This window comes from Dryocola sp. LX212, assembly GCA_041504365.1.
Lineage (GTDB): Bacteria > Pseudomonadota > Gammaproteobacteria > Enterobacterales > Enterobacteriaceae > Dryocola.
The window spans coordinates 3,172,213-3,196,382 of sequence record CP167917.1; the positions used below are offsets into that span (position 1 = coordinate 3,172,213).

General features: G+C 57.6%; 20 protein-coding genes. 8 read left to right on the top strand and 12 right to left on the bottom strand.

Features of this window, described 5'->3' with window-relative positions; translation table 11 throughout:
• Positions 1 to 88 precede the first annotated feature (88 nt).
• A complete protein-coding gene (gyrA, locus tag ACA108_15340; GenBank protein XEX94743.1) occupies positions 89 to 2,725 on the bottom strand; it encodes a DNA topoisomerase (ATP-hydrolyzing) subunit A in 2,637 nt (878 codons plus the stop codon).
• A 158-nt stretch (positions 2,726 to 2,883) separates the two neighbouring features.
• On the opposite strand from gyrA, the gene ubiG reads away from it, so the two are divergent.
• The 4 genes from ubiG to yfaE all read left to right on the top strand — a co-directional run bounded on the left by ubiG (position 2,884) and on the right by yfaE (position 7,742).
• On the top strand, positions 2,884 to 3,603 hold the full coding sequence (ubiG, locus tag ACA108_15345) for a bifunctional 2-polyprenyl-6-hydroxyphenol methylase/3-demethylubiquinol 3-O-methyltransferase UbiG (GenBank protein XEX94744.1): 720 nt from the start codon (positions 2,884 to 2,886) through the stop codon (positions 3,601 to 3,603).
• A gap of 356 nt (positions 3,604 to 3,959) precedes the next feature.
• A complete protein-coding gene (gene nrdA / locus ACA108_15350; protein XEX94745.1) occupies positions 3,960 to 6,245 on the top strand; it encodes a class 1a ribonucleoside-diphosphate reductase subunit alpha in 2,286 nt (761 codons plus the stop codon).
• A 108-nt stretch (positions 6,246 to 6,353) separates the two neighbouring features.
• The gene (gene nrdB / locus ACA108_15355; protein ID XEX94746.1) at positions 6,354 to 7,484 is read left to right on the top strand and encodes a class Ia ribonucleoside-diphosphate reductase subunit beta; all 1,131 of its coding nucleotides are present in this window, start codon (positions 6,354 to 6,356) and stop codon (positions 7,482 to 7,484) included.
• 3 nt (positions 7,485 to 7,487) lie between these two features.
• Positions 7,488 to 7,742, top strand: coding sequence for a class I ribonucleotide reductase maintenance protein YfaE (yfaE, locus tag ACA108_15360; protein XEX94747.1), 255 nt, complete (start codon positions 7,488 to 7,490; stop codon positions 7,740 to 7,742).
• A gap of 129 nt (positions 7,743 to 7,871) precedes the next feature.
• Here yfaE and ACA108_15365 read toward each other — a convergent pair whose 3' ends face one another.
• Positions 7,872 to 9,068: a nicotinamide mononucleotide deamidase-related protein YfaY gene (locus ACA108_15365; GenBank protein XEX94748.1), complete on the bottom strand. Its 1,197-nt coding sequence runs from the start codon at positions 9,066 to 9,068 to the stop codon at positions 7,872 to 7,874.
• A gap of 101 nt (positions 9,069 to 9,169) precedes the next feature.
• Positions 9,170 to 9,712 carry a YfaZ family outer membrane protein gene (locus ACA108_15370; GenBank protein ID XEX94749.1) on the bottom strand — a complete coding sequence of 181 codons (543 nt, stop codon included), beginning with the start codon at positions 9,710 to 9,712 and terminating at the stop codon, positions 9,170 to 9,172.
• 264 nt (positions 9,713 to 9,976) lie between these two features.
• Between ACA108_15370 and katA the strand changes: the two genes are divergently transcribed.
• A complete protein-coding gene (gene katA / locus ACA108_15375; protein XEX94750.1) occupies positions 9,977 to 11,428 on the top strand; it encodes a catalase KatA in 1,452 nt (483 codons plus the stop codon).
• Between the two features lie 36 nt (positions 11,429 to 11,464).
• On the opposite strand, the gene ACA108_15380 is transcribed toward katA, so the two are convergent.
• Both ACA108_15380 and tctD read right to left on the bottom strand, forming a co-directional pair.
• The gene (locus ACA108_15380) at positions 11,465 to 12,874 is read right to left on the bottom strand and encodes a sensor histidine kinase (GenBank protein ID XEX94751.1); all 1,410 of its coding nucleotides are present in this window, start codon (positions 12,872 to 12,874) and stop codon (positions 11,465 to 11,467) included.
• Positions 12,861 to 13,535 (bottom strand): transcriptional regulator TctD, encoded by a 675-nt coding sequence (gene tctD / locus ACA108_15385; GenBank protein XEX94752.1) that lies wholly within the window; start codon positions 13,533 to 13,535, stop codon positions 12,861 to 12,863. Before tctD ends, ACA108_15380 begins: the two co-directional genes overlap by 14 nt.
• Positions 13,536 to 13,670: 135 nt before the next feature.
• On the opposite strand from tctD, the gene ACA108_15390 reads away from it, so the two are divergent.
• Genes ACA108_15390 through ACA108_15400 form a run of 3 tightly spaced genes read left to right on the top strand, consistent with a single transcriptional unit; the run spans position 13,671 to position 16,623 of the window.
• A complete protein-coding gene (locus ACA108_15390) occupies positions 13,671 to 14,651 on the top strand; it encodes a Bug family tripartite tricarboxylate transporter substrate binding protein (GenBank protein ID XEX94753.1) in 981 nt (326 codons plus the stop codon).
• 15 nt (positions 14,652 to 14,666) lie between these two features.
• A complete protein-coding gene (locus ACA108_15395) occupies positions 14,667 to 15,101 on the top strand; it encodes a tripartite tricarboxylate transporter TctB family protein (GenBank protein XEX94754.1) in 435 nt (144 codons plus the stop codon).
• A gap of 10 nt (positions 15,102 to 15,111) precedes the next feature.
• Positions 15,112 to 16,623 (top strand): tripartite tricarboxylate transporter permease, encoded by a 1,512-nt coding sequence (locus ACA108_15400; GenBank protein XEX94755.1) that lies wholly within the window; start codon positions 15,112 to 15,114, stop codon positions 16,621 to 16,623.
• Between the two features lie 17 nt (positions 16,624 to 16,640).
• On the opposite strand, the gene menE is transcribed toward ACA108_15400, so the two are convergent.
• The 7 genes from menE to elaB all read right to left on the bottom strand — a co-directional run bounded on the left by menE (position 16,641) and on the right by elaB (position 24,083).
• Positions 16,641 to 18,014 (bottom strand): o-succinylbenzoate--CoA ligase, encoded by a 1,374-nt coding sequence (gene menE, locus ACA108_15405; GenBank protein ID XEX94756.1) that lies wholly within the window; start codon positions 18,012 to 18,014, stop codon positions 16,641 to 16,643.
• A complete protein-coding gene (gene menC / locus ACA108_15410; GenBank protein XEX94757.1) occupies positions 18,011 to 18,976 on the bottom strand; it encodes an o-succinylbenzoate synthase in 966 nt (321 codons plus the stop codon). Before menC ends, menE begins: the two co-directional genes overlap by 4 nt.
• Entirely contained in the window at positions 18,976 to 19,833 is an 858-nt protein-coding gene (gene menB / locus ACA108_15415) for a 1,4-dihydroxy-2-naphthoyl-CoA synthase (protein XEX94758.1), read from the bottom strand. The genes menC and menB overlap by 1 nt, the downstream gene beginning before the upstream one ends.
• A complete protein-coding gene (gene menH / locus ACA108_15420; protein XEX94759.1) occupies positions 19,830 to 20,612 on the bottom strand; it encodes a 2-succinyl-6-hydroxy-2,4-cyclohexadiene-1-carboxylate synthase in 783 nt (260 codons plus the stop codon). Before menH ends, menB begins: the two co-directional genes overlap by 4 nt.
• A complete protein-coding gene (menD, locus tag ACA108_15425) occupies positions 20,609 to 22,279 on the bottom strand; it encodes a 2-succinyl-5-enolpyruvyl-6-hydroxy-3-cyclohexene-1-carboxylic-acid synthase (GenBank protein XEX94760.1) in 1,671 nt (556 codons plus the stop codon). Before menD ends, menH begins: the two co-directional genes overlap by 4 nt.
• A gap of 82 nt (positions 22,280 to 22,361) precedes the next feature.
• Positions 22,362 to 23,663 (bottom strand): isochorismate synthase MenF, encoded by a 1,302-nt coding sequence (gene menF / locus ACA108_15430; GenBank protein ID XEX94761.1) that lies wholly within the window; start codon positions 23,661 to 23,663, stop codon positions 22,362 to 22,364.
• 120 nt (positions 23,664 to 23,783) lie between these two features.
• Positions 23,784 to 24,083, bottom strand: a complete 300-nt coding sequence (gene elaB / locus ACA108_15435) for a stress response protein ElaB (protein ID XEX94762.1) — start codon at positions 24,081 to 24,083, stop codon at positions 23,784 to 23,786.
• Positions 24,084 to 24,170: the final 87 nt, after the last annotated feature.

Consider the following 24,170-nt stretch of genomic DNA (forward strand, 5'->3'; position numbering starts at 1 on the left):
AGCAGAATAGTACAGGGGAGTAAAATAAAAAACGCCCGATGCGCTGCATCAGGCGTTTTAAGCGTTGTCTCAGACCGCGAAAGACGGATTATTCGTCCGCGTCGTCCGCCGCATCTTCGTCACCTTCCGCTTCCGGCGCGATTTCATCGTCGCCTTCCGCCAGGGTGCCGTCAATGGCATCCAGCTCTTCTTCGTCAACCGGTTCTGCAACACGCTGCAGACCCACCACATTTTCATCTTCCGCTGTACGGATGAGGATCACGCCCTGGGTGTTACGGCCAACCACGCTCACCTCAGAAACGCGGGTACGAACCAGCGTGCCTGCATCGGTGATCATCATGATCTGGTCAGTGTCTACCACCTGCACCGCGCCAACGACGCTGCCGTTACGCTCGGTCACTTTGATGGAGATAACGCCCTGGGTAGCACGAGACTTGGTCGGGTACTCGTCTGCCGCAGTACGTTTACCGTAGCCATTCTGCGTCACGGTCAGGATGGAGCCTTCCCCGCGAGGAATGATCAGGGAAACGACTTTGTCTTCGCCTGCAAGCTTGATGCCGCGAACGCCCGTTGCGGTACGGCCCATGGTACGAACGGCGTCTTCTTTGAAGCGCACCACTTTACCGGCGGCTGAGAACAGCATCGCTTCGTTGCTGCCGTCGGTCAGGTCAACGCCAATCAGCTCGTCGCCTTCGTTCAAGTTCACAGCGATGATGCCCGCAGAGCGAGGACGGCTGAAGTCGGTCAGCGCGGTTTTCTTCACGGTACCGCTTGCGGTGGCCATGAACACGTTGATGCCTTCGGCGTACTCGCGGACTGGCAGAATCGCTGTAATGCGTTCGTCAGCTTCCAACGGCAGCAGGTTAACAATCGGACGGCCACGAGCGCCACGGCTCGCTTCCGGCAGCTGATAAACCTTCATCCAGTAGAGGCGACCGCGGCTGGAGAACAGCAGGATCGTATCGTGGGTGTTGGCCACCAGCAGGCGGTCGATAAAGTCTTCTTCTTTAATGCGTGCCGCAGATTTGCCTTTGCCACCGCGACGCTGCGCTTCGTAATCCGTCAGCGGCTGATACTTCACATAGCCCTGGTGAGACAGGGTGACCACCACGTCTTCCTGGTTGATCAAATCTTCAATGTTGATATCGGCGGTATTGGCGGTGATCTCGGTGCGGCGGTTGTCGCCGAACTGATCGCGCATCGCAACCAGCTCTTCGGTGATCACTTCCATCAGACGCTCGGCACTGCCCAGAATATGCAGCAGTTCAGCGATCTGCTCCAGCAGCTCTTTGTACTCGTCGAGCAGTTTTTCGTGCTCGAGGCCGGTCAGTTTCTGCAAGCGCAGATCCAGAATCGCCTGTGCCTGCTGCTCGGTCAGGAAATACTGACCGTCACGAATACCGAACTCTGGCTCCAGCCACTCCGGACGCGCGGCATCGCCACCGGCACGTTCCAGCATAGCGGAGACATTGCCCAGTTCCCATGAACGGGCAATCAGACCCGCTTTTGCTTCCGCAGGCGTTGGGGCGCGGCGAATCAGTTCGATGATTGGATCGATGTTTGCCAGCGCCACGGCCAGTGCTTCGAGAATGTGAGCACGGTCGCGGGCTTTACGCAGTTCGAAGATAGTACGACGGGTCACCACTTCACGACGGTGACGCACGAACGCGGAAAGGATCTCTTTCAGGTTCATGATCTTCGGCTGACCATGGTGCAACGCAACCATGTTGATACCGAAGGAGGTCTGCAGCTGGGTCTGGGAGTAGAGGTTGTTCAGCACAACTTCGCCCACCGCATCGCGTTTAATTTCGATTACGATGCGCATCCCGTCTTTGTCAGACTCGTCGCGCAGGGCGCTGATGCCCTCTACGCGTTTATCTTTCACCAGCTCGGCGATTTTTTCGATCAGGCGCGCTTTGTTTACCTGGTACGGGATTTCGTGAACGATGATCGTTTCACGGCCCGTTTTGGCATCGGCTTCTACTTCCGCGCGTGCGCGAATATAGATTTTGCCACGGCCGGTGCGGTAAGCCTCTTCAATGCCACGACGGCCATTGATGATTGCCGCAGTCGGGAAGTCCGGCCCTGGGATGTGTTCCATCAGCCCTTCTACGCTTATCTCTTCATCTTCAATGTAGGCGAGACAGCCGTTGATTACTTCGGTGATGTTGTGGGGCGGAATATTGGTCGCCATACCCACGGCGATACCGGACGAGCCGTTAACCAGCAGATTCGGGATCTTGGTTGGCATAACATCTGGAATACGTTCGGTGCCGTCGTAGTTGTCGACGAAGTCAACGGTGTCTTTTTCCAGGTCGGCCATCAGCTCATGGGCGATTTTCGACATACGGATTTCCGTATAACGCATCGCTGCGGCGGAGTCGCCGTCTACTGAACCGAAGTTACCCTGGCCGTCGACCAACATGTAGCGCAAGGAGAATGGCTGCGCCATACGGACGATTGTGTCATAAACGGCGGTATCACCATGAGGGTGGTATTTACCGATTACGTCACCAACGACACGGGCGGATTTTTTGTATGCTTTATTCCAGTCATTGCCCAATACGTTCATGGCGTAAAGTACGCGACGGTGTACCGGCTTGAGTCCATCGCGGACATCTGGCAGTGCGCGGCCGACAATAACCGACATCGCGTAATCCAGATAGGAGCTCTTCAGCTCTTCCTCAATGTTGACCGGTGTAATTTCTCTGGCAAGGTCGCTCATGTAACCGCTATCCCTCTACTGTGTCCCGGATTCAAAGGTCGCAAATTATAACACAAGCGGCGCGTGGTGGGGAAACCTAAGACGTATGCGCGGCGCTTTATTCATTGCCTGAGGCTGATATACTCCCCGCTAAACACCCGCAAGGAATGAGAGCCCCTATGAATGCCGAAAACCAACCGGTAATCCAGAACGTTGACCATGATGAAATCGCCAAATTTGAAGCCGTTGCTTCGCGCTGGTGGGATTTAGAAGGCGAATTTAAACCGCTGCACCGCATCAATCCGCTGCGTCTTGGCTATATCAACCAGCGTTCCGGCGGATTGTTTGGCAAAAAGGTGCTGGACGTCGGCTGCGGCGGCGGCATTCTGGCTGAGAGCATGGCGCGTGAAGGCGCGAACGTGACCGGCCTGGATATGGGCTTTGAGCCCCTTCAGGTCGCCCGCCTGCACTCGCTGGAAAGCGGCATTAAAGTCGATTACGTTCAGGAAACGGTTGAACAGCATGCCGCTGAACATGCGGGGCAGTACGACGTGGTCACCTGCATGGAGATGCTTGAGCATGTGCCAGACCCGCAGTCCGTAGTACAAGCCTGCGCGAAACTCGTCAAGCCGGGCGGCCATGTATTCTTCTCCACGCTTAACCGTAACGGCAAATCCTGGCTGATGGCCGTGGTCGGCGCTGAATACGTGCTGCGCATGGTGCCAAAAGGCACGCACGATGTTAAAAAGTTCATCAAGCCTGCCGAACTCTTAAGCTGGGTAGACGCCACGCAGCTGCGCGAGCGTCATATGACCGGGCTGCATTACAATCCGATCACCAATAATTTTAAGCTGGCGCCGGGTGTTGATGTTAATTATATGTTGCACACCGAGGCGTAATTAGCCCACCGCTCATAAGCTCAGGCTATGGATCTTGCGCAACCTCAGTTGCGCAATTATCCATAAAGTTTAAGAAATCAGCACTCGATCAAAAATATCATTTTTTTTGCATCCCATTGACAACTGGCACAGGCCTTATGTGCCGTGGACTTAGGGAAAATCCTGGCATCGCAACCTTAAATCAGGCACGAAATCAATACTTGTTCTCCGCCGATTAGTTACTAGAATACTCACCATATAGCGGTCCATTATCTCGCAACCCCCTACATATAGTATTTATCCACAACGTTAGTCACAAGACGGCAACTGTGGATAAGCGGGGGATATTCTTAATTTCACGGACAGGGTCAACTCACATGAATCAGAGTCTGCTGGTTACAAAACGTGACGGGCGCACCGAGCGTATCAATCTGGATAAAATTCACCGCGTGCTCGACTGGGCTGCCGAGGGGCTGAACAACGTCTCCGTTTCGCAGGTCGAACTGCGTTCCCACATCCAGTTTTATGACGGCATCAAAACCTCTGATATTCATGAGACCATCATCAAGGCTGCCGCCGATTTAATCTCCCGCGAAGCACCTGACTACCAGTATCTTTCTGCGCGTCTGGCCATCTTCCACCTGCGTAAAAAAGCTTATGGCCAGTTTGAGCCGCCCAAGCTACACGACCATGTTGTACGCATGATTGAGCTGGGCAAATACGATCAACATCTGCTGGAAGACTACACGGAAGAAGAGTTCAAGCAGATGGACGATTTTATCGACCATGACCGCGACCTGAGCTTCTCCTACGCGGCTGTTAAGCAGCTGGAAGGGAAATACCTGGTGCAGAACCGCGTTACGGGCGAAATCTACGAAAGCGCGCAGTTCCTTTATATTCTGGTTGCTGCCTGCCTGTTCTCCGGCTACCCGCGTGAGACCCGCCTGAGTTACGTGAAGCGCTTCTATGATGCGATCTCCACGTTCAAGATTTCTCTGCCTACACCAATCATGTCCGGCGTGCGCACCCCTACCCGTCAGTTCAGCTCCTGTGTGCTGATCGAGTGCGGCGACAGCCTTGACTCCATTAACGCCACCTCCAGCGCAATCGTGAAATACGTTTCCCAGCGCGCCGGTATCGGTATTAACGCCGGCCGCATTCGTGCGCTGGGCAGCCCGATCCGTGGCGGTGAAGCGTTCCACACCGGCTGTATCCCATTCTATAAGCACTTCCAGACGGCGGTTAAATCCTGCTCTCAGGGCGGCGTGCGCGGCGGGGCGGCAACGCTGTTCTACCCGATGTGGCACCTGGAAGTGGAAAGCCTGCTGGTCCTGAAGAACAACCGTGGCGTTGAAGGCAACCGCGTTCGTCACATGGACTACGGCGTACAGATCAACAAGCTGATGTATACCCGTCTGCTGAAAGGGGAAGACATCACCCTGTTCAGCCCGTCCGACGTGCCGGGCCTGTACGATGCGTTCTTCGCCGATCAGGAAGAGTTTGAGCGCCTGTACACCAAATACGAAAAAGACAGCACCATCCGCAAGCAGCGCGTGAAAGCCGCCGAGCTGTTCTCACTGATGATGCAGGAACGTGCTTCTACCGGCCGTATCTATATTCAGAACGTTGACCACTGCAACACCCACAGCCCGTTTGACCCGGCTATTGCGCCCGTTCGCCAGTCCAACCTGTGCCTCGAAATTGCGCTGCCGACCAAACCGCTGAACGACGTGAACGACGAAAACGGCGAAATTGCGCTGTGTACCCTGTCTGCTTTCAACCTGGGCGCCATCAAGAGCCTGGACGAGCTGGAAGAGCTGGCCACGCTTGCGGTACGTGCGCTGGACGCGCTGCTGGATTACCAGGACTACCCCATCATCGCGGCAAAACGCGGCGCAATGGGTCGTCGTACCCTGGGTATTGGCGTTATCAACTTCGCTTACTACCTGGCGAAGCACGGCGTTCGTTACTCCGACGGCAGCGCGAACAACCTGACGCACAAAACCTTCGAAGCCATTCAGTACTATCTGCTGAAAGCCTCGAACGAGCTGGCGAAAGAGCAAGGCGCGTGCCCGTGGTTCAACGAAACCACCTACGCCAAGGGCATCATGCCGATCGACACCTACAAGAAAGACCTGGACGCGATCAGCAACGAACCGTTGCACATGGACTGGAACAGCCTGCGTGAATCCATCAAAACGCACGGCCTGCGTAACTCCACGCTCTCTGCGCTGATGCCGTCTGAAACCTCTTCGCAGATCTCAAACGCGACTAACGGCATTGAGCCACCGCGCGGCCACATCAGCATCAAAGCGTCGAAAGACGGCATTCTGCGCCAGGTGGTGCCGGACTACGAAGAGCTGAAGGACCGCTACGAACTGCTGTGGGATCTGCCGAACAACGACGGCTACCTGCAGCTGGTTGGCCTGATGCAGAAGTTTATCGACCAGTCTATTTCGGCGAATACCAACTACGATCCGACCCGCTTCCCGTCTGGCAAAGTGCCGATGCAGCAGCTGCTCAAAGATCTGCTCACCGCCTATAAGTTCGGCGTGAAAACGCTGTACTACCAAAACACCCGCGACGGTGCGGAAGATGCGCAGGATGACCTGGCACCTTCTATCCAGGACGACGGCTGCGAAAGCGGCGCATGTAAAATCTAACGCTAAATCCCCTCACCTCGCTGAGGGGATTTTCTCGATCCAGTCCCCTCGCCCCTATGGGGAGAGGGTCAGGGTGAGGGGAAAATCAGCACAACAGGACTCCAATTCATGGCTTACACTACTTTTTCACAGACGAAAAACGATCAGCTCGCTGAGCCTATGTTCTTTGGCCAGCCGGTTAACGTGGCGCGCTACGATCAGCAAAAATATGACATCTTCGAAAAGCTGATTGAAAAGCAACTCTCCTTCTTCTGGCGTCCGGAAGAGGTGGACGTTTCCCGCGACCGCATCGACTACCAGGCCCTGCCGGATCACGAAAAGCATATTTTCATCAGCAATCTGAAGTACCAGACGCTGCTGGATTCCATTCAGGGGCGCAGCCCGAACGTGGCGCTGCTGCCGCTGATCTCTATTCCGGAGCTGGAAACCTGGATTGAAACCTGGGCGTTTTCCGAAACTATCCACTCACGTTCGTACACCCATATCATTCGTAACATCGTTAACGATCCGGCGATTGTGTTCGACGATATCGTCACCAACGAAGAGATCCTCAAACGCGCGAAAGATATCTCCGGCTACTATGACGATCTGATTGAGATGACCAGCTACTGGCATCTGCTGGGTGAAGGCACGCACAACGTGAACGGCAAAACCATCACCGTTAACCTGCGCGCGCTGAAGAAGCAGCTTTACCTGTGCCTGATGAGCGTCAACGCGCTGGAAGCCATTCGTTTCTACGTTAGTTTCGCCTGCTCCTTCGCCTTCGCCGAACGCGAACTGATGGAAGGCAACGCGAAAATCATCAAGCTGATTGCCCGCGACGAAGCCCTGCACCTGACCGGTACCCAGCACATGCTGAATCTGATGCGCTCCGGTGAAGACGATCCGGAAATGGCAGAGATTGCTATTGAGTGCCGCCAGCAGTGCTACGACCTGTTTGTGCTGGCCGCCGAGCAGGAGAAAGAGTGGGCAAGCTACCTGTTCCGCGACGGCTCCATGATTGGCCTTAACAAGGACATCCTGTGCCAGTACGTGGATTACATCACCAATATCCGCATGCAGGCCGTTGGTCTGGATCTGCCGTTTAAGACTCGTTCTAACCCAATTCCGTGGATCAACGCATGGCTGGTGTCGGACAACGTGCAGGTTGCGCCGCAGGAAGTGGAAGTCAGCTCTTATCTGGTTGGGCAGATCGATTCCAATATCGACGCTGACGACCTGAGCAACTTCCAGCTTTAAGCTATGGGTCAGATTACGCTTCGCCTCACCGGCGCACGCCTGATGTGTGAGGATGAGCACCCTTCCCTGCTGGCGGCGCTGGAACATCACCAGGTCGCCGTGGAATACCAGTGCCGCGGTGGCTACTGCGGCTCCTGCCGCACGCGACTGGTATCAGGGGAAGTGAAATGGCTTACCGAACCGCTGGCGTTCATCCAGCCCGGTGAAATATTGCCCTGCTGCTGTCAGGCGCAGGGCGATATCGAAATCGAAATGTAAGGGCTTCTTAAAGAAGCCCTTTTTTTTGGTGGTGACGGACTGTGAAACCTGTAAGTGGCAAATCGAGATGTCCACCAGCAAAAAGTGCGAGCACCCGATTACTTTACTGGCTCAGGCGCTCGAACAGATTTAAAGCTCAATGGCCTCAGCGACGTTGATCCAGCCGTGCTCGGCGGCAACATTCCAGCCGTTCAGCCAGCGGCGGAGCATGTTCAGCGCCATCATGGCGCACACTTCCTGCCGGGTGCGCAGGCCGTGACGGTTGACGTTGAACATTACCCGTAAACCATGGGTACCCGTTGGGGTGTGTAACGCAACGCTCAGGTGATCTTCGATAAGGGCGCTGACGACCAAAGCAATTTCGCAACCAGCCTGCACGGCCTCTGCCTTCGCACGCCAGGTTACCTCAGCCAGCGTTTCGGAACGTGGCGAAAGTACGCTGCTGTTGCCCAGCGGCGCTTCGGCACCAGCAAGCTGCAAGCACAGTAACCCTGCCGTGAACTGCTCGCTAACCGCAATCCTCAGCCCTTTTTCTTTGAGGCGGCTGGCCAGCTGCGCTGGCAGGCCTTCGGTGCCTTCAAAAATCGTGCTTTCACCCGCCACGCGTCGGACTTCCGGCCAGACGGCTTCCATCTCTTCACACAGGCTTGCCGGCCCGGTGAGCTTCAGCTCGATAATCGGCATGGACGAGCGGTAACCCATCACGGCACCTGCGGGCAGCGTCAGCGGATCCAGGCTTTGTGCAAGCTCGCTTTCAGAGCGACCAAAGGTAGTCAGACGCAGGCAAACCGGCGGCTCTGGCAGCGTGAAGCGCTCGCGCAGGTGCGGCATGATTTGCCTGTCGACCATCGCTTTAAATTCAGAAGGGACCCCCGGCGTGAAAAACATCAGGCAGCGGTTCAACTGCATGGCGAAACCGCAGGCGGTACCGACCGGATTGTCGATCATTTCGCTGTTAGCGGGGATTAGGGCCTGTTTACGGTTGCTCGGTGCCATGACCCGCCCCCGTTCTGAGAAGAATTTCTCCATGTGCAGCAGCCACTCTTCATGCTCGACCAGCTCAACGCCAGCCGCCTTTGCCGCCGCCAGCGCGCTTAAATCGTCGCTGGTTGGCCCGAGGCCACCGTTTACAATAAGGATATCAGCATGTTCACTGCGCTCTTTGAGCACGGCGATCAAATCTTCAAGGCTGTCGCCCACCGTATTGCGGCGCGACATGGGTAAACCCTGCTCAAAAAAGTAGTCGGCAAGCCAGGCTGCATTGGTATCAATGATTTGCCCGTACAGCACTTCGTCGCCGGTAGAGAGCATTTCCACTTTTATCATCGTTTTACTCCGCGGGAAGATAACGATTCACTATAACTCAAGCAAAGTGGAAGGATCGCAGAAATGCATTGCCGCGGCAGGACGCCGCGGCAAAGAAGAGATTAGAAGCTTGCGCTTACGCCAACATACGGGCCGTCAGCAATGTCGTTGTCACGATTGCCATCTTTGCCTTCCAGACCAATGTAACGGTAGCCCGCTTCGATAGTAACTGGACGCAAGATAGTCCAGCGCGCACCGGCGCTCGCTTCCTGGTAGTCTTTCACGCCGCTGGACAGGGAGTCCGGGGAATAATAGTAGTCGCCAAACACGGTGAAGCTGTCTGCCAGCTTCCAGCTTAAACCGCCGCCCACGGCAACGGCATAACCTTCATCACCATCTTTCGGGTTAAGATAAAGCGCCTTACCACCCACGGTGCCCAGTAACGGACCCAGCGGCACGTTCAGACCCAGACCCAGACCAGCAACGTCACCATCGTCATCGCTGTGCGCCCAGTTGCCGCTGAAGGCAAGGCCAGTAGTATCCTGACCAAAACCAACGGCGATGTTGGTGTATTTTTCGCCCGCTTCGCCGCTGATGCTGATAGCATTGGCCGCAGCAGAAACCAGCGCAAGGCTGGCAACGCCTGCAAGTAGAAGTTTGTTCATTCCATGGATCCTAAAATAAATAAAAAGGGTAAGCCCGAAAAAACGCTGATTGTACAGTCAGCCGTCTTGTAATCAATGTGTTAGAAAATGCTTTACACACTTCGATTGTAAGAAAATGAAAATGATCTCTATTCCGGTGACAGGATCAAGGAATAGCAGCGATAGAAAGTGCCACATTGTCTTGAGGGCATAACTTGTTGAAAATGATCCTCCTCATACAAAACTGTTTAATATCATCATTTTACATTTTTACTGGAGACGACAATGAGCAAGAAAGGATTGACTACCGCCGCCGGCTGCCCGGTCGCCCATAACAATAACGTGGCCACCGCAGGCCCACGCGGCCCGATGCTGTTACAGGACGTCTGGTTCCTCGAGAAACTGGCCCACTTCGACCGTGAAGTGATCCCGGAGCGTCGCATGCATGCCAAAGGTTCCGGCGCTTACGGCACTTTCACCGTCACCCACGACATCTCTAAATACACGCGGGCAAAACTTTTCTCTGAAATTGGCAAACAAACCGACCTCTTTATTCGCTTCTCAACGGTCGCGGGAGAACGCGGCGCAGCCGATGCTGAACGAGATATTCGCGGTTTCTCAATGAAGTTCTATACCGAAGAAGGTAACTGGGACTTAGTTGGCAACAACACGCCGGTGTTTTATCTGCGCGATCCGCTGAAATTCCCGGATTTAAACCACGTCGTTAAGCGCGACCCGCGCACTAACCTGCGCAACGCCACCTGGAAGTGGGACTTCTTCTCCCATCAGCCGGAATCGCTTCACCAGTTAACCATCGACTTCAGCGACCGTGGCCTGCCTCGCTCTTACCGCCATATTCACGGCTTCGGCAGCCATACTTTCAGCTTTATCAACGCCGACAACGAGCGTTTCTGGGTGAAGTTCCACCTGAAAACCCAGCAGGAGATCGCCAACCTGATGGACGACGAAGCGGCCGCGATTATTGCTGATGACCGTGAAAGCTCCCAGCGTGATCTGTTTGAGTCTATTGAGAAAGGCGACTTCCCGCGCTGGAAATTCTACGTACAGGTGATGCCGGAAGCAGACGCGTCTAAAACGCCGTACAACCCGTTCGACCTGACCAAGGTCTGGCCGCACGGCGACTATCCGCTGATTGAGGTGGGCGAGCTGGAGCTGAACCGCAACCCGGACAACTATTTTGCTGAGGTTGAGCAGGTTGCCATGTCACCGGCGAACGTCGTGCCCGGAATCGGTTTCTCGCCGGACCGCATGCTGCAGGGTCGCCTGTTCTCCTACGGTGATGCGCACCGCTACCGCTTAGGCGTAAACCATCACCAGATCCCGGTAAACGCGCCAAAATGTCCGTTCCACAACTATCACCGCGACGGCGCGATGCGTATTGACGGCAACAGCGGCAATGGCCCGACCTATGAGCCAAACAGCTTTGGGGCGTTCCAGGAGCAGCCAGATTTCAGCGAACCGGCGCTGAGCCTTGAGGGCGCTGCGGATCACTGGAACCACCGCGAAGACACTGACTATTTCAGCCAGCCGCGGGCGCTTTATAACCTGCTGAGCGACGAAGAGCATCAACGCATGTTCAAACGTATCGCCGGGGACATGAAAGACATACCTGAATTTATTCAGGAGCGCCAGATTGGCCTGTTCAGTGAAGTTCACCCGGAATACGGCGCGGGTATTGCCAACGCGCTGAAGGCGTTGAAAGAAGCGAAGCAGTAAGTAAGCCATTCTAAAACGGCCATTACGGCCGTTTTTTTATGTAGCCTTTAGCCGCACCCGAACCAACAATCCCCCCAGCGTCTCGCCGACCAGCAGCTCCGGACGAGTCTGATGCCAGCGGGCGATGTCGTTAACCAGCGCCAGCCCCAGCCCGGCCCCCACCCGACCCGCTGCGTTGTCCAGCCGATGAAACGGCTGTAAAGCCTGCTGCCGCCGTTCGGCGTCGATGCCCGGCCCGCTGTCCTCAACCTCCAACAGCACCGACTCTCCTTCGCTCCGGATGCGTATCGTCACCGTGCCGTTATCAGGGGTATATTTCAGCGCGTTATCCAGCAGGTTGGCGCACATTTCCGCCAGCAGGATGCTGTCGCCCTGAATCCAGGCCTGCGGCTCCCCTTCGTAGCCCAAATCCACCTGCTTACTGCGCGCCTGGGCCAGCCGCGAGAAGCAGCACTCCTGGGCGATGGCCACCAGGTCCACCCTCTCCAGGGTGCGCTGCCGTGACAGATCTTTATCCTTAATTTTTGCGAGCTGCAGCAGCCGCTCGGTAAGCAGAATGGTGCTGTCCAGCGTGCCGCTCATCCCCTCAAGGCTTTCCCGCCAGTGTTCAGGGTTCGGGCTTGCCAGCGCAAAAGAAAGCTGGGTTTTCAGCACGGTAAGCGGGGTTTTTAACTGATGGGAGGCGTCAGCGCTGAACCTTTCCTGGCGGGAGATAAGCGAACGTAGCCGCTCAATGTAGCGGTTAAACGCCACGATCAGCAGGCGTGTTTCTGACCAGGGCAGCAGGTCGGGCAGCGGAGTGAGCACGGCAGGATCGCGGCGCACCATGATCGTCGAAAGCTGGCGCATCGGCCTTAGCACTTTGCGCAGCAGCCACCAGGCCAGCAGCAGCGTCAGCAGTACCAGAATACCCTGCATCAACAGCGACGAGACTAACAGGCTGGAGGCCAGGTGCCGCCGGGAGGCCAGGGTTTCGGCCACGTAGATTTTCGCCATGCCGTTCACGCCCCCTTCGTTGACCGGCTGCAAAAGGCTGGCAACGCGGATGGGCTGGTTTTGATAGCTGGTGTGATAAAACCAGGCCAGCGCGGGATAGAGATCGGTCCGCCGCGTGTGGGCCGGAATATCCGGCAGGTCGTCATAGCCGGATATCACTTTACCGTGCGTATCAACCACCTTGTAAAACAGGCGGTCGTTCATGTTCAGCTCGAAGCTGTCGAGCACCACCCAGGGAACGTCAACCTGCAGCTTACCTTCTTTCACCACCAGCCGCTCCGCGATGGTTCGGGTAGAAGCCAACAGCGTCCGGTCGTAGGCCTGAGTCGCCGCCGTCAGCGCGCTGGAATAGCTGGAAAGCGCCGAAACGCCCCACAGGCCAAAAAGGGGGAGTCCCAGAAACAGCAGCAGCTGCCAGAGCAGAGAGTCCGGACGCTTAAGAAGCCTCATCGCTGCGCTCCAGAAGGTAGCCCAGGCCGCGCAGCGTGGTGATTTGCAGATTGCTGCCGTGCAGCTTCTTGCGCAGCCGATGCACGTATAGCTCAATGCTTTCGAGGCTTGCCTCATCGTTCAGGCCAAACATTTGCTCGAACAGCTGGTTCTTCGCCACCGGACGACGACGGCGGTACAGCAGAATCGTCAGCAGCGCGTGTTCGCGGGGCGTCAGCGCCAGCGCTTTGTCCTGAAGCATAAAAATATTGCCGTCATGCAGGCTGAGATCGCCAAACTGCTGCGCCTCGGAAACCTGCCCTTCGCTGCGTCGCACCAGCGCCCGCAGGCGGGCATCAAGCTCCTCTACCTCAAAAGGTTTGGCAAGATAGTCGTCCGCGCCTGCATTCAACCCTTTCACCCGATCCGCCACCGCATGGCGCGCGGTAAGAAACAGGACCGGCGTGCTCTGACCGCGGTGCCGCAGGCGTTGCACAACCTCAAGCCCGTCCAGCCGTGGCATCTCAATATCCAGCACCGCTACGGCGTAACCTTCGTTTTGTAGCAGGTGGTCTGCCGCCTGGCCGTCATAGACGCAATCAACGGCAAAGCCGTTCTGCACCAGCGCCTTCTCCAGCCAATGAGCCAGCTCACGGTTATCTTCCGCCAATAAGAGACGCATATCACATCCTGTAAAGTTAGTAGCGCAGTGAAAGGAAAATGAAAGGTTACTGTTTTAACAATCGAGAAACAGAATCGCTACAGAGCGGTTCACATAACGCAAAACATCTCTCGATAATTTGATGTGAGGAAGACAATGAAAACATCTCTGCTCTGTACCCTTTCAGCGCTTTCCCTGCTTTGCAGCTCGTTTGCAGGCATAGCGGCGGAAGCCCCCTCCCGAACCGAATGTATTGCCCCAGCAAAACCCGGCGGCGGTTTCGATCTGACCTGCAAACTGATTCAGGTCAGCCTTCAGGAAACGGGAGCCATTAACAAACCGATGCGCGTCACCTACATGCCGGGCGGCGTGGGTGCCGTGGCTTATAACGCCATTGTGGCCCAGCGCCCTGCCGAAGCGGGCACGCTGGTGGCATTTTCCGGCGGCTCGTTGCTTAACCTTTCCCAGGGGAAATTTGGCCGCTATGGCGTGGACGACGTGCGCTGGCTGGCGAGCGTGGGCACCGACTATGGCATGATTGCCGTGCGCGCCGACTCCCCGTGGAAGAGCCTGAAAGATTTAATGCAGGCAATGGAAAAAGATCCTAACAGCGTGGTGTTTGGCGCGGGCGCCTCCATCGGCAGCCAGGACTGGATGAAAACGGCGCTGCTGGCGAAACAGGCTGGTGTCGATCCCCATAAAATGCGCTACGTGGCCTTTGAGGGCGGCGGCGAGCCGGTGACCGCCCTGCTCGGCAATCATATCCAGGCCGTTTCCGGCGATCTGAGCGAAATGGTTCCCTATCTGAAAGGCAACAAGCTGCGCGTGCTGGCGGTGTTTTCCGACAAGCGGCTGCCCGGCGATCTGGCCCAGGTTCCCACCGCTAAAGAGCAGGGTTATGACCTCGTCTGGCCGATTATTCGCGGCTTCTACGTTGGGCCAAAAGTCAGCGACGAAACCTACGCCTGGTGGGTAAAGGAGTTTGAGAAGCTGCAGCAGACCGCCGAATTCAAACAGCAGCGGGATCTGCGCGGCCTGTTTGAGTTCAACATGACGGGCGCAGCGCTGGACAGCTACGTCAAAAAACAGGTTACGGATTATCGCGAGCAGGCTAAAGCGTTTGGGCTGGCGAAATAACCGATACCGGAGGTCATGATGAGCGATCGTATTTTTGCCGGTATCTGGCTGCTGCTGTGCATCGGCGGCCTGTTCGTCGCCTGGCAAATCCAGAGCGAATATACCTATGAACCCGTTGGACCAAGGCCGTTCCCGATGGCGATTGTCGGACTGATGGCGCTGTGCTCCCTGCTGCTTCTGCTGCGCCAGCCGGACGTGGTCAGTTGGCCTCATCACAAGGTGCTTCAGCGCCTGCTGGTGATGGTAATCGGTCTGCTACTGTACGCATGGGGCTTTGAGTGGCTGGGCTTCCCGCTTGCCACCGCGCTGCTAACGGTCTGTATCGGTATGCAGTTTGGGGCGACATGGCCTGCCGCCATCGTTGCGGGGATCGTGATGGGCGGCGCGCTCTTTTTCGCCTTCGATTATCTGCTGGACGTCACCCTACCCCTCGGCGCCTGGCTGAGCTAACGGAGGATTTATGGATACCTGGCTTTATCTTTCACAGGGCTTTGCCGTTGCGCTCACCCCTGAAAACCTGATGATTGCCCTTATCGGCTGCTTCGTCGGCACCATCGTCGGGCTGCTGCCGGGCCTGGGGCCAATAAACGGCGTGGCGATACTGCTGCCGCTGGCTTTTGCGCTCAAGCTGCCACCCGAGTCGGCGCTGATTCTGCTGGCAACGGTCTATATAGGCTGCGAATACGGGGGGCGGATTTCATCCATTTTGCTGAACGTGCCGGGGGATGCCGCCGCTATCATGACCGCGCTGGACGGCTATCCGATGGCGCAGCAGGGGAAAGGCGGCGTCGCGCTTTCTATCTCTGCGGTCAGTTCGTTCGTCGGCTCAATGATTGCCATCGGCGGGATTATTCTATTTGCTCCGGCGCTGGCGCAGTGGTCGCTGAGCTTCGGGCCCGCCGAGTACTTTGCGCTGATGGTCTTCGCCATTGCCTGTCTGGGCAGCATGATGGCGCAGAATCCGCTGAAATCGTTTCTTGCCGCCCTCATCGGCCTGGGTCTTGCCACCGTCGGGGTAGATGCCAACACCGGGGTTTATCGCTTCACGTTTGACAGCGTTCATCTCTCCGACGGCGTGCAGTTCATCGTGGTGGTTATCGGCCTGTTCTCAGTGTCCGAAATTCTGCTGATGCTGGAGTCCACCAGCAGCGGGCAGACGCTGGTGCGCAAAACCGGACGCATGATGTTCAACATGAAAGAAGCCGCGCAGTGTACCGGGGCGACTTTGCGCTCGTCGGTGATTGGTTTCTTCGTCGGCATTCTGCCAGGTGCCGGGGCCACCATCGCCAGCGCCATCACCTACATGACCGAGAAGAAAATCAGCGGTAACAGCGACACGTTTGGCAAGGGGGATATTCGCGGCGTAGCCGCACCGGAGGCCGCCAACAACGCCTCAGCCTGCGGGTCGTTTATCCCGATGCTGACGCTGGGCGTGCCGGGTTCCGGCACCACGGCGGTTATGATGGGCGCGCTGACGCTCTATAACATCACGCCTGGACCCGCAATGTTCACCGAGCAGCCGGATATCGTCTGGGGCCTGATTGCCTCGCTGCTGGTTGCCAACGTGATGCTGCTGGTGATGAACATCCCGCTGATTGGCCTGTTTACCCGCATGCTGACCATCCCTCTGTGGTTCCTGGTCCCGGCGATTGCGGCTGTTTCGGCCGTCGGGGTTTATGCGGTTCACAGCACCACCTTCGATTTGGTGCTGATGGTCGGGCTTGGAATTCTGGGGTACATCCTGCGTAAGATGCACTTCCCGATGTCGCCGCTGATCCTGGGATTCGTGCTGGGGGAAATGCTCGAGCAGAACCTGCGCCGGGCGCTGTCCATCAGCAACGGCGGGCTGTCTATACTGTGGGAAAGCGGCGTCGCAAAAAGCCTGCTGGTACTGGCGGCAGCGGTGATTGTAATCCCGCCGCTGTTACGTCTGGTTCGTCGTCAGCGTAAGGCGGCGGTGGAATTAGGGTGATTCTTTGGTGGATGGCGCTAATGCTTATCCACCCTACTTTTCTCATTAACCCATGCAATTAACCGGGCGCGGGATATTTTTATCCCGCCCTGTTTTACCGAGTCGGGCAGCGGCAGCCAGCGCACAGGCTGCTGGAAACGCGCCAGCCGCCCTTGCACCCACTCCGCCATAAGCGACAAATCAAATTCCGCATCCGCCTCAACCACTGCAACCGGCCGCTGGCCAAATTCGGCATCGTCAACGGGTACGACAAATATCTGCTTCACCGCCGGGTGCGCAGCGATAACGCGCTCCACCTCTTCCGGCTGAATGCCTTCCCCCCCGCTGAAAAAGAGATTATCCAGACGCCCGATAATCGTCAGACGCTTGCCGCTTAGCATGCCCCGATCGCGGGTGCTGAACCAGCCTTCATCATTGACAATCGGCACCAGCTTGCCGTTACGCCAGTAGCCACAGGCCAGGCTGTTGGCGCGGATGCAGACCTCGTTTTCGACGATCTTCACTTCGCGGCCAGGCAGCGCCTCACCGACGTCAGGCAACCCGTCAGCCCGCTTTGCACACACCGTAGAAGCAAGCTCCGTCAGGCCATAACCACACCAGCAGTTGACACCGCGCGCCTGAGCTGCTTCGGTTAGCTCAACGGGGATTGCCGCGCCGCCCAGCAGAACTTCGCGTAATGCCAGTGGTTCAGATTGTTCGAGCAGGCGCCAGAGCTGCGTTGGTACAAGCGAGGCGTGCGTGCAGCCCTGCAACGCATCCGCGAGAGGGTGAAGCGACCTCACAACCATGCAGCCACCGGCGAGCAGCCAGCGCCAGAGGATGCCCTGCCCGGAAACGTGAAACAGCGGCAGCGAGAGCAGCCAGCTGTCGTCCTTTCCATAATTCATCACCGACAGCACGCCCTGCGCGCTGGCAAGATGCGCGGCAAAAGTATGAACGGCGGCCTTTGGCAAACCGCTGGAGCCGGAAGTGAGGGTCATGGAGGCCAGCCGCTGCGGCTGCCAGCCTATCTGCCAGGGTTTATCCGCTATAACCTTAAGCGTGATGAATCCCGGCACAGGCTGCGCGTCATCCAGCACCAGCGCGTGGCTGATGGACAGTTCTGGAAGCAGCTGGCGGAGCAAAGCATCCGGCAGTTGAGGGTTGAGCGGCAAGACCCGCGCACCGCACTGCAGCAGCGCCAGCCAGCAGAGTAGAGTTTCAGCGCTGTTTTTTGCCCGCAGCGCAACGCCGTCCCCTTCGCGAACGCCCTGCTGGCAGAACCCACCGGCCAGCGCATCGACTCGTTGACAAAGCGTCAGCCAGTCCAGCGTTTCATCCGCCAGCCGTAGCGCCGAAGATTTACTACGAAGCGTTGCCCAGTGCTGCCAGGGCCAGGTAATAAAATTCATAGTACGCGCTCAAGCTTGTCCAGCTGCCAGCACGGCAGCGGACTACCCGGCCATTTCCGCACCAGCTGCGCCTGCATCAGCGACAGGGTATCAAGCCCGGGCACGGTCTGTGGCGTAAGCCAGGCGGCAATGCGCGCCAGCTGCGTCAGGCCAAGGCTGGACTCAATGGATGAGCTGATCACAGCCGTTAACCCCAGAGCGTGCGCCGCTTCCACCTGCGTCCGTACTTTTCCTAGGCTGCCGGTAAGCGTGGGTTTGATAATTACGGCTTTCAGGCCAGGCTCGGCGGCAAACTCAAAATCCGCCTCGCGCAGGCTTTCGTCCCAGGCGATCGCAATGCCCGTTTCGCGCGCAAATTCGCGGGACTGCTCGCGGGTTTTACACGGCTCTTCGATAAAGGCGATGCGCGGACGCAGCTCAGGATTGACGTATTTTGCAAACTGCTGCGCCTTAAGCGGCGTCCAGCCACGATTGGCGTCCAGACGCAGCCGTAAGTCAGGCATCGCTTCAAGCAGCAGATTAACGACCATGCCGTCGCGCACGGCTTCGTACAGGCCGACTTTCACCTTCGCCACTTTCTCGCCGGGCAAAGCTTCCAGCATCGTAAAAAGCTCGTCCGGGTCGCCGGTGCAAAGCGGCGCGGCGCGATAGTCTGCCGCCGCTGGCAGCTCACCGTTAAGCTCCGCCAACGCGCAGCCCAGGCCAAATGCCACGGAAGGCAGCTCGGGCAGCTCACTGCCCCAACCGGATTGCCAGGCCGTTAGCCAATCCAGCGCTAAACGCTGCGCGTCGTCCACGGTTTCAGCGCTAAAGCCCGGTAGCGGGGAGATTTCCCCCCAGCCTTCTTTTTCGCCGTCGCAAAGTCGCACCAGCAGGCCGTCGCGGGTTTTCAGGCGCTGATTGCGCAGCACCACGCCTGCATCCATTGGCAGCTGAAAACGCCACAGCCCAACGCTTCGCATTACGGATTCCGTTTAAATTTGCTGAAGTCCGGCTGGCGCTTCTGGTTGAACGCGTTGCGCCCTTCCTGGCCTTCTTCGGTCATGTAGAACAGCATGGTGGCGTTACCCGCCAGCTCCTGCAGGCCGGCCTGGCCGTCGCAGTCCGCGTTCAGCGCGGCTTTCAGGCAGCGCAGCGCCATCGGGCTGTTTTCCAGCATTTCACGGCACCAGCGCACGGTCTCTTTTTCCAGATCGGCATTCGGCACCACGGTGTTAACCAGGCCCATATCCAGCGCCTCTTTCGCGTCGTACTGACGGCACAGGAACCAGATTTCGCGCGCTTTTTTCTGACCCACGATGCGGGCCATGTAAGAAGCACCCCAGCCGCCGTCAAAGGAGCCAACTTTCGGGCCGGTCTGGCCGAAGATGGCGTTTTCAGCCGCGATTGTCAGGTCACACATCATGTGCAGTACATGACCGCCGCCGATGGAATAACCGGCTACCATCGCCACCACTGGTTTTGGGCAGGTGCGGATCTGGCGCTGGAAGTCCAGCACGTTCAGGTGGTGGGTGCCGCTGGCGTCCTGGTAGCCGCCGTAGTCGCCGCGTACTTTCTGATCGCCGCCCGCGCAGAAGGCTTTTTCGCCTTCGCCGGTCAGAATAATGACGCCGATGTTGTCATCATAGCGGGCATCCGCCAGCGCGTTGATCATCTCTTTGACGGTCAGCGGGCGGAACGCATTACGCACTTCCGGGCGGTTAATGGTGATTTTAGCGATGCCGTCTGCGGATTTGTGGTAGCGGATATCGCTATAGCCTTCGGAGCAGTCCTGCCATTCAACCGGGGCGTAAAGTACTTTTTCATCAGGATAAATCATGGTGAGACCTCAATATATTGACGCAATAAAATGAGCAGGCAGGCGCGAAACGCAGCAGGATTTTCCCTGTGTGCGTTATGCCCGGCTGCGGGAATAAGATGCGGTGACAGGCCCAGGCCTGCGGCAGCGGTGCGGAATTTTTCATCCCGCTCACCACAAATATAGTGAAACGGCACGTGCAGCTCGCGGAGCGGCGTGTGTAGATCCGGCTGTGCACCCAGGGAGGTGGATTCAAGCATATCTGCAAGCGTGGCGGGATTGTTGTGGCTGCGTAGCTCAACCAGCGCCGCCCGCTGTGCATCCGTCAGCGAGCGGAACACCGGTTGTTGATACCAGTCGTTCAGTACCTCAGCGACGGGCTGCACACGGATTCGCTGCGCCCATTGCCGATCGGAGATCAGCCTCGCGTGACGAGCGTCGGTCTCCCCAAGGCCCGGGTTTCCGCCCTCGACGATCAGCCCCTGCAGCCCGGTATTTTCTGTCTGACAGGCGTGATACATCGCCACTCTTCCACCGAGCGAGTACCCCACCAGCCAGTAATTAAGTATGTTGTAACTAACTAACGTTTTACGCAGCAAATCGTCAACCGCAGCAAACCCTTCCGCCGAAATCTCTGCCGAGCCGCCGTGGCCGGGCAAGTCAACGGCGAGCTGAGGCCACTGTGCAAACGAATCGTAAAAGGGCGCCCACTCCTGCTGGCTGCCCAGAAAGCCGTGCAGCCAGACCACGCAGGGCAGATCCGCACGCAGGCCTGGCATGTGGGCCGCATGCAGGATCATGCCTGGCTGACCTGCGCCAGCAGCGTTTGCAGAGTCTGCGCACCGTCCGTTTCCGGCACGGTTATTTCAACTACCGTGGCCCGTGGCGATTTCCAGGCCTGCGTCACCACGCTCTCAAGATCGCTCCAGGAGGATGGATTGTGGTAGTCCAGCCCGAACATCGCCGCTGCGTGAGAGAAGTTGACGTCCTGCGGCATACAGTAGAAGCGCTCGCGCTCGGCGGCAGGCGTAGGCAGCAGCGAGAAGATTTGGCCGCCGTTGTTGTTCACCACCAGCAGCACAAAGGGCGCGGAAACCTGGCGTAATAACGCCAGCGAGTTCATATCGTACAGCGCGGACAAATCCCCGACGATGGCAAGCGTAGGGCGAGCAGTCGCCCGCTGGACCCCAGCAGAAGTCGAAAGCAGACCATCAATGCCGCTCGCGCCGCGGTTGCTGTAAACCGGGTAGCCCGCGGGCATCTGCGCAAAGGAGTCAACGAGGCGAACAATCAGGCTGTTGCCGACGAACAGCTGGCCCCCTTCGGGAAGCAGTTCCGGCAGGCGTGCAGCGATCTGCGCCTCGCCAAACTCAGCGGTGCCCAGTTTTACGGTATCCCGCGCCAGACGAGCCAGCGGCGCCAGCTTTTCCGTCCAGGCCGAACGTTTTTCAGCCGGATGCATTTCCAGCCATTCGCCAATATTCGCAGAAAGACGGCGGCCACGGTGGTTAGCCGGATCGAGCCTGCCCGGCAGCGGGTCGATAATCCAGTATTCTTCAGGCTGGCAGGTAGCCTGCCATTGCAGAACGCGCTTGCCCGTCAGGCTGCCGCCGAATTGAATAATAATTTGCGCCTGGGCAAGCTCCGTCGTCGCCTGGCTGTTGCCGAGCCACAGGTCCGCACACGGCAGCGGCTGCCCGGTTTGCGACAGCACGTCGCCTATCAGCGGCCAGCCGAGCATTTTTGCCCACACGGCAACCTGCATGCCCTCTTCCGCGTTCATACGCCCGGCCACTACCACGCCGCGCTTCTGCCGCCAGAAGAACCAGTCGCGCTGTTTAGCGATTTCGCGGCCATAAACTTCGCGCAGCCAGGGTTTATCGCCCTGCCACCAGTCGCCCAGCTCGTTCAGCCAGCCGATGCCGGTCTCATCCGGCGCGCCGTAAAGGGGCTCCGCGAACGGGCAGTTGATATGGACGCCACCGCTGGTCTGCTGGCCCAGCGCGCTGTCAACTGTCGAGACGAGCCAGCGGGCGGGGATATCCTGGGTCGGCCGAGGTAAATTCACGCTGACCGTTGGATGAGTGCCAAACATGCCCGACTGGCGAATCGCCTGGTTGGCCCCGCAGTCGATAAGTTCCGGCGGACGGTCCGCGGTCAGCAGAATGAGTTTTTCACCCGTCAGCCCCGCTTCAATCAGCGCGGGATAGAGATTTGCCACCGCCGTGCCGGAGGTCACAATCACGGCCACGGGCTGGCCGCTCGCTTTCGCAAGCCCTAATGCAAGATGGCCCAGCCCACGCTCATCAAAGTGGGTGTGGCAAATAAACGCCTGATTCTCCGCCGCGGTTAACGTCAGCGGGGTGGAGCGCGAGCCCGGTGCGATACAGACATGGCGCACGCCGTGGCGGGTGAGCGCTTCGAGGATCACCTGCGCCCAGCGGCGGTTAAACGAGCTTATCGACATTTTCAGGTCCTGAGTCAAATTCGCTGACTCATTATAATTATTGCTGGAAAGGTTATTTTGACATGAATCGGTAATGAATCATTCAGAAGGCCGTTTTGGTCAGCAAAGTCCGCAGGCTTGCCGCTTTATTTTCTATTTCCTGCCACTCCTGCTCCGGGTCAGACCCGGCTACGATCCCTGCCCCGGCGTACAGCCGTACCGTGATGCTGCTGACCTTAGCCGAGCGCAGCGCGACGCAAAACTCCGTCTGGTGACAGGACAGATAACCTGCCGAACCGGCGTACCACTCACGGTCGAAAGGTTCGAAATCATTAATAAACGCTTTAGCGGATTCGCGAGGAAGCCCGGCAACGGCGGCGGTTGGCTGCAGCTGTTCCAGGCAAACGGCGTCATCAGGGTTTTCCAGATCCGTCCAGATGCAGCGGCGAAGATGCTGCACCTTGCGCAGGCGTACCACCTGGGGAGGCAGCACGTCCAGCACGCCGGACTGGCCCTTCAGGCGCTCGCAGATATCTTCCACCACCAGCATATTTTCCCGTTGGTTTTTATCATCTTTGAGCAGCCACTGGCCCAGTGACCACGCATGATGATCGTCAACGTGATTAGCTACGGTGCCGGCCAGCGCTTCGGTACGCAGCGCCGAGTCGATACGCCGCCACAGCCGCTCCGGGCTTGAGCCCAGGAAAGCAGCGTTGGCGTCAAAGACCATCATGAAATGGTAGCATCTGAAATTCACCCGTCGGCTGGCTGCCATCAGCGCCGCGGGCGCAACGGGGCCGGAGAAGCGGAGATCGGTTGCGCGGGCCAGCACGACTTTTTCCATCTCGCCGTTACTAATGGCCTCCGCTGCCCGTCCAATCAGACGATACCAGTCGTTCTGCCCCGGCTGGTGCTGTTCGCTCATGCATTGCAGGTGCAGAGGCTGCAGTGGCCTGGCGGGAAGAAGCCGTTCAATGAAGGCCGCCGCCGCTAGGGCGTCGTCTTTAAGCGAAGTTTCGCTGTATAAATGCAGCCACAGGCAGGCTTCGCCGCCTCTACGCCGCCATTCAAGACGCGAGAGGAATAAGCAGCCCTGCGCCGGGTCGAAGGCGTTCAGACCCCAGACGCGCAACGAAGCATGAGTTGAATGGGCTTTCAGAAAGGCCTGGGCATCCGCCAGCGCTGTAAACTGACGCAGGGAGCCGAGCGCGGCAACTTCGTCACTGCCCTCACGCTGCTGCCAGTAAAATTGAGGATACTGCTTCTGGCAGGCCAGCCAGGCAAGCGGGTCAGAATCATCGCTCAGGGTGACGTCCACACAGATGCGGTGAAGCCCTGGGACATCCGCAAATTCGCCTGTCAATGCAAGCCGGAGTTGTTGCAGCGCGACGGCTACTGAATTCACGTTTACCTCACCTTCCCTGAAAACCCCTGATTATACGTGGTCATGGCGACAAAAAAAAATCCCACCCTGTAGGTAAGATTTCTTTAGCTGGCGTACGGTGAAATGTACGCCAGTATCACTTTAGCGTCGGGCCAGCAGCAGCCCCAGTATTAACCCGGCGGCGGCGCCCACCCCAATCCCCTGCCAGGGTTTCTCGTGGACATAATCATCCGCACGATAGGCCGCTTTTTTAGCGCGATAATAATAGTTGTCAGAAGCATGGCTGACCCGATCTTTTACATCGTTCAACGCCTGTTCGGCGCGTGCTTTAAGCTCGATGTACTTTTGGTCAGCCGGATCGCCGGAAGAGCGCAGGACTTCCTCAAGCGTCTCACTCAGCAGGGTCAGGTCATCATCAAGACGAGATTCATACGGTTGCATCGTTGTTCTCCGTGTTATTTCCGGGAAAAGGAAGGAAATTTGCTCGTTCGCTAACTATAGACAATGAGCGCGCTTCTTGCCTGCCCG